A 10,718-nucleotide genomic window follows, 5' to 3' on the forward strand; every position below is an offset into this window, starting at 1 on the left:
GTTGTACGGGTTTGGCATCCGGATAGCATCCGGCGCATGGAGCCGCAGCTGCTGTACACCGTGACCGACTCGGTCGCGACGGTCGTCATCCGCCATCCCGAGAAGCGCAACGCCATGACGGCCGCCATGTGGCGCTCCCTGCCGCCGTTGCTGGAGGGGCTCGCGGGTGATCCGGCCGTGCGGGCGCTGGTGCTCACCGGCGAGGGCGGGACGTTCTGCGCCGGGGCCGACATCTCGACGCTGCGGGGCTCGCCGGAGGAGGCGCAGCGGCTGGCCGTGGAGGCGGAGGAGGCGCTCGCCGCCTTCCCGAAGCCGACGCTGGCGGCGGTGCGCGGGCACTGTGTGGGCGGCGGGGCGCAACTGGCGGCGGCCTGTGATCTGCGGTTCGCCGAGGAGGGGGCGCTGTTCGGCGTGACGCCCGCGAAGCTCGGCATCGTCTACCCGGCGTCCTCGACCCGGCGGCTGGTCTCCCTGGCCGGGCCGGCCACCGCCAAGTACCTGCTGTTCTCCGGCGAACTGATCGACGCGGAACGGGCGCTGCGCACCGGCCTGGCCGACGAGGTGCTGCCCGAGGGGGAACTGGGCAAGCGGGTCACCGAGTTCACCCGGGTCCTGGCGTCCCGTTCGCAGCTGACGCAGGCCGCGGCCAAGGAGTTCGCGAACGGGCGCACGGACCGCGACGCCCACTGGGCCGCGCGGGCACGCGAGAGCGGCGACACCGCGGAGGGCGTCGCCGCGTTCCTGGAGCGCAGGCAGCCGCGGTTCGGCTGGAGTGTGCCTACGCCAGGATGACGTCGGCGTGCGACCGGAGCAGTTCGACGATGTGCGTGGGCGCCTTCTCGGGTGATCCGGCGTCGTAGGGCGGCTGCGGGTCGTACTCGGTGGCGAGCTGGACGATCTGCGCGTGGTCGTCGCCGGCGATCCGGCCGAGCAGGGTCAGCCCCATGTCGATGCCGGAGGAGACGCCGGCGGCGGTGACGTACTTGCCGTCGGTGACGACCCGCTCCCCCGTGGGCTCGGCGCCGTGGCGCTTCAGCTCCTCCAGGGCCAGCCAGTGGGAGGTCGCGCGGCGCCCCTGGAGGAGTCCGGCGGCGGCGAGCAGCAGGGAGCCGGTGCACACGGACGTCGTCCAGGTGCTGGTGGCGTCGGCGGTACGCAGCCAGGTGAGCAGGGGTCCGTCCGCCGCTGAGGGGAGCGGGCCCGGGCCGCCGGGGACCACGATGATGTCGGGGTTCGGTACGTCGGCCAGGGTCCGTTCGGCGAGGAACGCGAGGTTCCGGGAGTCGTTCCGTACGGGGCCGGTCTCCTCGGCGACGAAGACGGTCTCCGCGTCCGGGAGCCGGCCGAGGGTCTCGTAGGGGCCGACGGCGTCGAGGGCGGTGAAGCCGTCGTAGAGGACGATGGCGATCTGCATGGGTCCCTTTCGTTGGTTCGGCGGGGTTCACGGGGTCGTCGCGGGACGGAAGCGGCGGCGGTACTCGGCCGGGGGCGTGCCCAGAGCCTTGACGAAGGCCCGGCGCATGGCCTCGGGGGTGCCGTAGCCGCTGGTGCGGGAGATCTCCTCGATGCCGTCGGCGGTGTCCTCCAGCAGGCGGCGGGCGTGTTCGAGGCGGACCCGGTCCACGTACCGGCCCGGCGTCATGCCGGTCTCGGACCGGAAGGCGCGGGCGAAGTGGCGGGGTGACAGGCGGGCGCGGGCGGCGAGGGCCTCGACGCAGAGGTCGGCGTCGGGGCGTTCGGTGATGAAGCGCTGGACCTCCCGGAGGGGCTCGCGGTGTGCGGTCTGGGCCGCGAGCTGGGCGCTGAACTGGGCCTGGTTCCCGGGCCGGCGCAGGAACACGACCAGGTAGCGGGCGATGGTGAGGGCGGCGTCCCGGCCCAGGTCCTCCTCCACCAGGGCGAGGGCGAGGTCGATGCCGGCGGTGACACCGGCCGACGTGGCGATGTGTCCGTCGCGTACGTAGACGGGGTCGGGGTCGATTTCGACGTCCGGGTGGTCACGGGTGAGCTGGTCGCAGTACGCCCAGTGAGTCGTGGCCCGGCGGCCGTCCAGCAGGCCGGCTGCGGCGAGCACGGCCGCGCCGGTGCACACGGAAACCAGCCGGGCGGCGCGCGGCCCGTGCTCGCGCACCCAGTCGACCAGGCGCGGGTCGGGGCGCAGGGAGCCCGTTCCGCCGGGGACGAGGAGGATGTCCGGGTCGGACGCGGTGGTCAGGGACTCGTCGGGCACGAGGGTCAGGCCGCTGGTGGTCCGCACCGGCGCGCCGTCCAGGGACGCCGTGCGGATCCGGTACGCGCCCGGAGAGAGCAGCTCCGCGCCCGCGAAGACCTCCACGGGCCCGGTGACGTCGAGGCTCTGCACGCCCTCGAAAAGGACGGCGAGAACGGTGCGCTGGGCCATGCCGTCGATTCTTCGCGGGTCCGGGGTGTGGCTGCAATGACGAGTCCACCACCTTTTCTGCCATGAGGGGTAGGGCCCTAGAGGGCATACCAAGCGGTTGGTAACCTGCCGGGCATGACGACTGCCGCCCTCTCGCCGCTCGCCGGCCGACGCTGCCAGAACGTGCTCAACTCCCTGCACGCGACGCACTACTTCTCGCCGGATCTGGGGCGGGAACTGAGTGCCGCCGGGATCACTCATCCCCACGCCGTGAACCTCGCCGTGCGGGCCGCCGCCCTCGGGCCGGTCGGGGCCGGGGCGGTGACGGCGGCCTTCTACAACTACAAGTACGAGCTCGTGGCCCGGCACGTGCCGGCGGTGTGGGAGACCGCGACGCCCGGCCAGGTGCTGGCGGGACGCGCGCGTGCGGTCGACGCGACGCTGCGCCGCCTGCTGGGCGGAGAGGCCCTGGCGTCGGCGGAGATGACCGAGGCCGCGCGGCTCGCGCTGTGCGCCGCCGAGGCCTGCTCGCGCGGGGCGCGGCCACTGTACGCCGCCCATGCCGACCTGCCCGTCCCCGAGGAGCCGCACCTCGCGTACTGGCATGCGGCGACCCTGCTGCGCGAGCACCGGGGCGACGGGCATCTGGCCGTGCTGATGTCCGCGGGGCTGGACGGGCTGGAGGCCATGGTGACCCACACGGCGACGGGCAAGGGCATGGCGCCGAAGTGGATCTTCAGCACCCGGGGCTGGAGCCGGGAGGACTGGGACGCTGCGACGGGCCGGCTGCGCGAGCGAGGCCTGCTGGACGCGACCGGCGAACTCACCGAGCGCGGTGTCGCCCTGCGTGAGGAGATCGAGCAGGAGACGGACCGCCTGGACCGGGCACCGTACGAGCACCTGGGCGCGGAGGGGGTGGCCCGGCTGACCGAGCTGGGAGCGGCGTTCGCGCAGACGGCGCTCACGGCCGGGGCCTTTCCGGCGGATCTGCTCGGCAAGCGCTGATCACCAGGGCCGCAGGGCCTTACGGCGAGCCCGATACGCACCGGGCCGGGCATGTGTGTTCGACCGTGACGCATGGTGAGGCCTTGGTGAGGTACCCGGTCTCTCCCGGCCGCTGCGGTCGGGAACGAGAAAGGGGAATTACGTGTTCCGTGCCATTGCAGACGTGCTGCGCCAGATCGGCGGCGCCATCGCCACTGTCGTGACGCTGCCCTTCCGGGCCCTGGCCCGGCTCTTCGGCGGCGCTTCGTCCTCCACCCGCAGCCGCAGGGTCTGACCAGGGTCTGCCAAAGGCCGTCCCGACCTGCCGGGTGCCGCCCTGACCCCCGAGTGCCGGTGTCACCTGCCACAATTGCCGCGCAACCTCAGTGGATAGGCGGTACGGGATCGTGACGACACCCGGGTCCCTCGAAGTAGGGTCCATCGAAGGCAGGATCGCCGAGGAGCTCGGCGTACGGGAGCGGCAGGTCAGGGCTGCCGTGGAGCTGCTCGACAGCGGTTCTACGGTGCCCTTCATCGCCCGCTACCGCAAGGAAGCGACCGAGATGCTCGACGATGCGCAGCTGCGCACCGTCGAGGAGCGGCTGCGCTATCTGCGGGAGCTGGAGGAGCGGCGGGCGGCGATCCTGGAGTCGGTGCGCGAGCAGGGCAAGCTCACCGAGGAACTGGAGGCGCGGATCCAGGGCGCGGAGACCAAGGCGCGCCTCGAGGACATCTACCTCCCGTACAAGCCCAAGCGGCGCACCAAGGCGCAGATCGCCCGTGAGGCAGGTCTCGAACCGCTGGCGGAGGGGCTGCTCGGCGATCCGTCCGTCGAGCCCGTCGCCGCGGCCGCCGCGTTCGTCGACGCCGACAAGGGCGTGGCCGATCCGCAGGCGGCCCTGGACGGCGCCCGGGCGATCCTCACCGAGCGGTTCTCGGAGGACGCCGACCTGATCGGCGAGCTGCGCGAGCGCATGTGGGTGCGCGGGCGGCTGGTTGCCAAGATGCGGGAGGGCAAGGAGGAGTCGGGCGCGAAGTTCGCCGACTACTTCGACTTCGCCGAGCCGTTCACCGAGTTGCCCTCGCACCGCATCCTGGCGATGCTGCGCGGTGAGAAGGAGGAGGTCCTCGACCTCGTCCTGGAGCCGGAGGAGCCGACCGACGGCCCGTCGTCGTACGAGGGGATGGTCGCGCACCGGTTCGGGATCGCCGACCGGGGCCGGCCCGGCGACAAGTGGCTGCTGGACACGGTCCGTTGGGCTTGGCGCACCCGCATCCTCGTCCACCTCGGCATCGATCTGCGGCTGCGGCTGCGCACGGCCGCCGAGGACGAGGCCGTGCGGGTCTTCGCGGCCAACCTGCGCGACCTGCTGCTCGCCGCCCCGGCGGGCACGCGCGCGACGCTCGGTCTCGACCCCGGTTTCCGTACGGGTGTGAAGGTCGCCGTCGTCGATGCGACCGGCAAGGTCGTCGCCACGGACGTCATCCACCCCCACGTCCCGGCCAACCGGTGGGACGAGGCCATCGCCAAGCTGGCCCGGCTCGCGAAGGAGCACGCGGTCGAGCTGATCGCCATCGGCAACGGCACGGCGTCCCGCGAGACCGACAAGCTCGCCGGGGAACTGATCACCAAGCACCCGGAGCTGAAGCTCACGAAGGTGATGGTGTCCGAGGCCGGCGCGTCCGTGTACTCGGCGTCCGCCTTCGCCTCGCAGGAGCTGCCCGACATGGACGTGTCGCTGCGCGGCGCCGTGTCGATCGCCCGGCGGCTCCAGGACCCGCTGGCCGAGCTGGTGAAGATCGACCCGAAGTCGATCGGTGTCGGCCAGTACCAGCACGACCTGTCCGAGGTGAAGCTGTCGCGTTCGCTGGACGCGGTGGTGGAGGACTGTGTGAACGGCGTGGGCGTGGACGTCAACACGGCGTCGGCACCGCTGCTCGCCCGGGTCTCCGGCATCACCTCCGGGCTCGCCGAGAACATCGTGGCGCACCGGGACACCAACGGCCCGTTCAAGTCCCGTGGTGAGCTGAAGAAGGTGGCGCGGCTGGGCCCGAAGGCGTACGAGCAGTGCGCGGGCTTCCTGCGGATCCGCGGCGGTGACGACCCGCTGGACGCGTCCAGCGTGCACCCGGAGGCCTACCCGGTCGTCCGGCGCATGGTGAAGACCGCCGGGCAGGACGTCGCGGGTCTCATCGGCAACACCGGGGTGCTGCGCTCGCTGAAGCCGCAGGACTTCGTGGACGAGACGTTCGGTCTGCCCACGGTCACCGACATCCTCAAGGAGCTGGAGAAGCCCGGCCGCGACCCGCGACCGGCCTTCAAGACGGCCGCCTTCAAGGAGGGCGTGGAGAAGATCTCCGACCTGTCGGCCGGGATGGTCCTGGAAGGTGTCGTGACGAACGTCGCCGCGTTCGGCGCGTTCGTGGACGTCGGTGTCCACCAGGACGGTCTGGTGCACGTCTCCGCGATGTCGAAGACGTTCATCAAGGACCCGCGGGACGTGGTGAAGCCCGGGGACATCGTCAAGGTGAAGGTCCTCGACATCGACATCCCGCGCAAGCGGATCTCGCTGACCCTGCGCCTGGACGACGAGGCGGCTCCGCAGGGGCAGGGCGGCTCCGGCGAGCGCCGGCAGCGTGGCGGGCGTCCGCCGCAGCAGCGGCAGGGCGGTCGTGGCGGCGGCGGTGGCGGCCGTGGCGGCGGCGGTTCGCGTCAGGCGCCCCCGCCCTCCAACGGCGCGATGGCCGACGCGCTGCGCCGCGCCGGTCTGGTCGACCCGAAGAACGGCCGCTGACGGCTCCGCCGGGGGGCGTGGGGAGCTGCGGGTCCGTTGGGGCTGGTCGCGCAGTTCCCCGCGCCCCTGAAGGGGCGCGACGCGCCCTTCTCACCTAGAGTGACCGTCATGTTCGCTTCGCGTGCCATCACCTGGGAAGTGTCCGCGAGCCGGGGGTTCGAGACCGCCTGGGTCCAGGTGGGGGACGGCGTGCTGCTGGCACGCGGCCGAGCCGTCGGGACCGATCCGGAGCCGTACTGGGTCACGTACGACCTCGACACGGCCGACGGGTTCGTGACCCGTCGGCTGCGGGTGACGGCCGAGTCCGCCGACGGCAGCCGCACGCTCGATCTGCGGCACGACGGCGGAGGCGCGTGGACCGCCGACGGCGAGCGGCTCCCGGATGTCGACGGCGCCCTGGACTGCGATCTCGGGCTGTGCCCGCTCACCAACACCATGCCGGTGCTCCGGCACGGGCTCCATCAGGCGCCGGGCGAGATGGAGTTCCTGATGGCCTGGGTGTCGGTGCCGGATCTGACGGTGCGGCCGTCCCGGCAGACCTACACGCATCTCGGACCCGGGCAGGTCCGGTACGCCTCCGGCGACTTCCGCAGCGAGCTGGAGTTCGACGAGGAGGGGTACGTCGTGGAGTACCCCTCGCTGGCCACCCGTCTGACGGTTCGTTAGCGCTCGGTCACCTTGCCGTCCGCCACGTCGAGGCGGCGGGTGACGTGTACGGCGTCGAGCATGCGGCGGTCGTGGGTGACCAGCAGGAGCGTGCCCTCGTAGGAGTCGAGGGCCGACTCCAGCTGCTCGATGGCGGGCAGGTCGAGGTGGTTGGTCGGCTCGTCGAGGACCAGGAGGTTGACGCCGCGGCCCTGGAGCAGTGCCAGGGCCGCTCTGGTGCGCTCGCCCGGGGAGAGGGTCGCCGCGGGGCGCAGGACGTGGTCCGACTTGAGGCCGAACTTGGCCAGGAGGGTGCGGACCTCGGCCGGTTCGGTGTCCGGGACGGCCGCGCGGAAGGCGTCCATCAGGGGCTCCTGGCCGTGGAACAGCTTGCGGGCCTGGTCGACCTCGCCGAGCAGGACGCCCGAGCCGAGACCCGCGTGCCCGGCGTCGAGCGGGACACGGCCGAGCAGGGCGGCGAGCAGGGTGGACTTGCCGGCGCCGTTCGCGCCCGTCACCGCCACCCGGTCCGCCCAGTCGATCTGGAGGGACACCGGGCCGAGAACGAAGCCGCCGCGACGCACCTCCGCGTCCCGCAGGGTCGCCACGACGGCGCCCGAGCGCGGGGCCGACGCGATCTCCATGCGCAGCTCCCACTCCTTGCGGGGCTCCTCGACCACGTCCAGCCGTTCGATCATGCGCTGGGTCTGCCGGGCCTTCGCGGCCTGTTTCTCGCTGGCCTCGCTGCGGAACTTGCGGCCGATCTTGTCGTTGTCGTTGCCCGCCTTGCGGCGCGCGTTCTTCACGCCCTTGTCCATCCAGGAGCGCTGCATCTGCGCACGGTCCTGGAGGGCCGACCTCTTGTCGGCGTACTCCTCGAACTCGTCGCGGGCGTGCCTGCGGGCGACCTCCCGCTCCTCCAGGTAGGCCTCGTAGCCACCGCCGTAGAGGTTGATCTGCCGCTGGGCGAGGTCGAGTTCGAGGACCTTGGTGACGGTGCGGGTGAGGAACTCGCGGTCGTGGCTGACTACCACCGTGCCGGCGCGCAGGCCGCTCACGAAGCGTTCGAGGCGCTCCAGGCCGTCCAGGTCGAGGTCGTTGGTGGGCTCGTCGAGGAGGAAGACGTCGTAGCGGGACAGGAGCAGGGAGGCGAGGCCGGCGCGGGCGGCCTGGCCGCCGGACAGCGACATCATCGGCTGGTCGAGATCGACCGCGAGGCCCAGGGAGTCGGCGACCTCCTCGGCGCGTTCGTCGAGGTCGGCGCCGCCGAGTCCGAGCCAGCGCTCCAGGCTCGCGGCGTAGGCGTCGTCGGCGCCGGACGCCCCGTCGACCAAGGCCTGGGTCGCCTCGTCCATGGTGCGCTGGGCCTCGGCGACGCCGGTCCTGCGGGCCAGGAACGCCCGTACGGTCTCGCCGGGGCGGCGGTCCGGCTCCTGCGGCAGATGGCCGACGGTGGCGGTCGGTGGGGACAGGCGCAGCTCGCCCTGCTCGGGGGCGGTGAGTCCGGCGAGCATCCTGAGCAGGGTGGACTTGCCGGCGCCGTTGGCTCCGACCAGGCCGATCACGTCGCCGGGCGCGACGACGAGGTCGAGTCCGGTGAACAGGGAGCGGTCGCCGTGGCCGGCGGCGAGGTTCTTGGCGACGAGGGTGGCAGTCATCAGACCGCGATCCTAACGGCCGTCCGGAGCGGTCCGCGGACGGGTTTCAGGGGGTCACGGCCGTCACCAGCACGCTGGTGCCGGCGCGCGCCACCAGGAAGGACTGCCCCTTCACCGCCTTGGGGTCGAGAGCGATGCGGTGGCGGCCCGGTTCCAGGACGCCGTCGAAGATCTCGTGGGTGTGGGTGCGGGAGAACCGGTCGAGGCGGTACGCGGTGAGGGTGACCCGGCAGGCGGAGGTGACCTCGACGTCGGCCTCGACGTCGGTGGCGGTCAGGCCGGTGAGGCGGCGCTGCTCCTGCGGGCTGCGGTCCAGGGCGTGTTCGATCTGGGCGACGAGGAGGGGGACGATCGGGGCGAGGCCGTCGACATGGGCGACGGGGACCTCGGCGCGTTCGAAGGCGCGGCGGACGGCGGCACGTTCCTGCTCGCCGGTCCCGCGGCCGAAGACGACGGCGCCGTAGCCGCGCAGTTCGTCGGCGGGCACGTGGTCGGCGTCGTGGGCGATGTCGGCGCCGACGCCGATGGTGCGCAGCGCCGCGGCGAGCTTGGCCAGGACGGCGACGCGGGCGCCGATCAGCAGGACGCGGCGGCGGGTGTCCGGGGCGGAGCCGTTCAGCAGGGCGCTCAGCGCCGCGCGGTACTCGGCGCCGCGGAAGCGGAACGGGCCAATGCCGTGGTATCCGTTGAGCTCCAGGTCGGCGTGTTCGTCGGTCTGCCAGGCGAAGTCCCGCCAGATGAAGTCCTCGCCGTCCCGGCGGATGACCGCGGTGACGGCGCCGCAGGCCAGGTCCTCGCACTCGGGGCAGCCGTAGACGACGTACCGGCCGCCGGGCAGCGGTGCCGGGCTCTCCAGGAGCAGGCTGCGGACCTGCGCGGTGAAGATCGAGGGTGGTACGTCGGAGGCGAGCGGGGAGACCGCGTCGAGGTCGGAGAGCTGGAACAGCAGCGGGCGTCCGTCGACGATGAAGTCCACGAAGTCCCGGTGGACCTGGTAACCACCGTCTGTGAGGACTCCGCCGGCCCGCATCGCGGGTGCCAGGCCGAAGGTCGTGTACTCGGCACACATGCTGTGAGTATCCCCACACTGCGCGTGATGTGAGCACGGCATGACACATTCCGCTACGGTCCGGGCATGGATGGTGAGCGCGGTGGCGAGATCGTGGTGGTCGGTGGCGGGGTGGTCGGGCTGACGACCGCGGTGGTTCTCGCCGAGCGGGGGCGGCGGGTACGGGTGTGGACGCGGGACCCCGTAGAGGCGACCACCTCAGCGGTTGCGGGTGCGCTGTGGTGGCCGTACCGGATCGAGCCGGTCGCGCTGGCGCGGGTGTGGGCGCTGCGGTCGCTCGAGGTGTACGAGGAGCTGGCCGCGCGGTCGGGGGCGAGCGGCGTACGCATGGTCGAAGGAGTACTGGGCGAGACCCGTCTCGACGAGGTCGACGGGTGGCTGGCGGAGCGGGTGCCGGAGCTGCGGGCGGCCACGGCCGGGGAGTACGCGGGGTCGGGGATCCGGGCGCGGTTGCCGCTCATCGACATGCCGGCTCATCTGCCGTGGCTGCGGGAGCGGTTGGTGGCGGCGGGCGGTGTCGTCGAGGCTCGTACGGTGTCCGGGCTGGCCGAGGCCGACGCGCCGGTCGTGATCAACTGCACGGGGCTCGCCGCGCGGGAGCTGGTGCCGGATCCGTCCGTGCGGCCCGTGCGCGGGCAGCTGGTCGTCGTGGAGAACCCCGGGATCGACACCTGGCTGGCCTCCACCGACGCGGCCGGGGAGCACGCGTACATGTTTCCGCAGCCGGGCGGGCTCGTCCTCGGCGGTACGGCGGAGGAGGACGCGTGGTCGCTGGAACCCGACCCCGCGACGGCCGAGGCGATCATCCGCCGCTGCGCGGCCCTGCGGCCGGAGATCGCCGGGGCGCGCGTCCTGGAACACCGGGTCGGGCTGCGCCCCACGCGCCCCGCGGTCCGCCTGGAGCGCGACGCCCTGCCGGACGGCCGGCCCCTGATCCACAACTACGGCCACGGCGGCGCGGGTGTGACGGTGGCCTGGGGCTGCGCGGAGGAGGCGGCTCGACTGCTGGACTGAGCCGCCCCTGCCGGCTGCAACCACCCGGACCGCCCGCAGTACGTCGGAGGAAGAGGCCGGGGGCGCCCACCCGTGATGCCCCAGCCGGGATCACCCGGCCCGCCCGACCCCAACGCCGCCCAGCCCAGGACACCGAGCCAGCCGCCCCTGACGCCCCCAGCCAAGATCCACCC

10 protein-coding genes are annotated in these 10,718 nt (G+C 72.8%); 6 read left to right on the forward strand and 4 right to left on the reverse strand.

Annotation, left to right across the window (positions count from 1 at the left end):
- Nucleotides 1-36 precede the first annotated feature (36 nt).
- Nucleotides 37-792 (forward strand): enoyl-CoA hydratase/isomerase family protein, encoded by a 756-nt coding sequence (locus AOQ53_RS36380; RefSeq protein ID WP_059423975.1) that lies wholly within the window; start codon nt 37-39, stop codon nt 790-792.
- On the opposite strand, the gene AOQ53_RS36385 is transcribed toward AOQ53_RS36380, so the two are convergent.
- Nucleotides 779-1,414, reverse strand: coding sequence for a DJ-1/PfpI family protein (locus AOQ53_RS36385; protein WP_059423976.1), 636 nt, complete (start codon nt 1,412-1,414; stop codon nt 779-781). The genes AOQ53_RS36380 and AOQ53_RS36385 overlap by 14 nt on opposite strands.
- 27 nt (nt 1,415-1,441) lie before the next feature.
- Entirely contained in the window at nt 1,442-2,401 is a 960-nt protein-coding gene (locus tag AOQ53_RS36390) for a GlxA family transcriptional regulator (protein ID WP_059423977.1), read from the reverse strand.
- Nucleotides 2,402-2,515: 114 nt separating this feature from the next.
- Between AOQ53_RS36390 and AOQ53_RS36395 the strand changes: the two genes are divergently transcribed.
- The 4 genes from AOQ53_RS36395 (at nt 2,516) to AOQ53_RS36405 (ending at nt 6,825) form a co-directional block, all read left to right on the forward strand.
- Nucleotides 2,516-3,385, forward strand: a complete 870-nt coding sequence (locus AOQ53_RS36395; protein ID WP_059423979.1) for an SCO6745 family protein — start codon at nt 2,516-2,518, stop codon at nt 3,383-3,385.
- Nucleotides 3,386-3,527: 142 nt separating this feature from the next.
- The gene (locus AOQ53_RS47580; protein ID WP_010042827.1) at nt 3,528-3,659 is read left to right on the forward strand and encodes an LPFR motif small protein; all 132 of its coding nucleotides are present in this window, start codon (nt 3,528-3,530) and stop codon (nt 3,657-3,659) included.
- Nucleotides 3,660-3,771: 112 nt separating this feature from the next.
- Complete coding sequence (locus AOQ53_RS36400) at nt 3,772-6,159, forward strand: Tex family protein (protein ID WP_059423981.1); 2,388 nt, start codon at nt 3,772-3,774, stop codon at nt 6,157-6,159.
- Nucleotides 6,160-6,267: 108 nt separating this feature from the next.
- A complete protein-coding gene (locus AOQ53_RS36405; protein ID WP_059423989.1) occupies nt 6,268-6,825 on the forward strand; it encodes a putative glycolipid-binding domain-containing protein in 558 nt (185 codons plus the stop codon).
- On the opposite strand, the gene AOQ53_RS36410 is transcribed toward AOQ53_RS36405, so the two are convergent.
- Nucleotides 6,822-8,462, reverse strand: coding sequence for an ABC-F family ATP-binding cassette domain-containing protein (locus tag AOQ53_RS36410; RefSeq protein ID WP_059423983.1), 1,641 nt, complete (start codon nt 8,460-8,462; stop codon nt 6,822-6,824). The genes AOQ53_RS36405 and AOQ53_RS36410 overlap by 4 nt on opposite strands.
- 46 nt (nt 8,463-8,508) lie before the next feature.
- Nucleotides 8,509-9,531: a hypothetical protein gene (locus AOQ53_RS36415; protein ID WP_059423985.1), complete on the reverse strand. Its 1,023-nt coding sequence runs from the start codon at nt 9,529-9,531 to the stop codon at nt 8,509-8,511.
- Nucleotides 9,532-9,597: 66 nt separating this feature from the next.
- Here AOQ53_RS36415 and AOQ53_RS36420 point away from each other — a divergent pair, with 66 nt between their 5' ends.
- Nucleotides 9,598-10,545, forward strand: a complete 948-nt coding sequence (locus AOQ53_RS36420; protein WP_059423986.1) for an NAD(P)/FAD-dependent oxidoreductase — start codon at nt 9,598-9,600, stop codon at nt 10,543-10,545.
- The last annotated feature ends 173 nt before the right edge of the window (nt 10,546-10,718 follow it).

This window comes from Streptomyces azureus, assembly GCF_001270025.1.
Lineage (GTDB): Bacteria > Actinomycetota > Actinomycetes > Streptomycetales > Streptomycetaceae > Streptomyces > Streptomyces azureus.

What these genes read in the sequence shown, in the direction of transcription:
- AOQ53_RS36410 (WP_059423983.1), bottom strand. Translation starts at nt 8,462, where the DNA reads ATGACTGCCACCCTCGTCGCCAAGAACCTCGCCGCCGGCCACGGCGAC.
- AOQ53_RS36415 (WP_059423985.1), bottom strand. Translation starts at nt 9,531, where the DNA reads ATGTGTGCCGAGTACACGACCTTCGGCCTGGCACCCGCGATGCGGGCC.
- AOQ53_RS36390 (WP_059423977.1), bottom strand. Translation starts at nt 2,401, where the DNA reads ATGGCCCAGCGCACCGTTCTCGCCGTCCTTTTCGAGGGCGTGCAGAGC.
- AOQ53_RS36385 (WP_059423976.1), bottom strand. Translation starts at nt 1,414, where the DNA reads ATGCAGATCGCCATCGTCCTCTACGACGGCTTCACCGCCCTCGACGCC.
- AOQ53_RS36395 (WP_059423979.1), top strand. Translation starts at nt 2,516, where the DNA reads ATGACGACTGCCGCCCTCTCGCCGCTCGCCGGCCGACGCTGCCAGAAC.
- AOQ53_RS36380 (WP_059423975.1), top strand. Translation starts at nt 37, where the DNA reads ATGGAGCCGCAGCTGCTGTACACCGTGACCGACTCGGTCGCGACGGTC.
- AOQ53_RS36420 (WP_059423986.1), top strand. Translation starts at nt 9,598, where the DNA reads ATGGATGGTGAGCGCGGTGGCGAGATCGTGGTGGTCGGTGGCGGGGTG.
- AOQ53_RS36405 (WP_059423989.1), top strand. Translation starts at nt 6,268, where the DNA reads ATGTTCGCTTCGCGTGCCATCACCTGGGAAGTGTCCGCGAGCCGGGGG.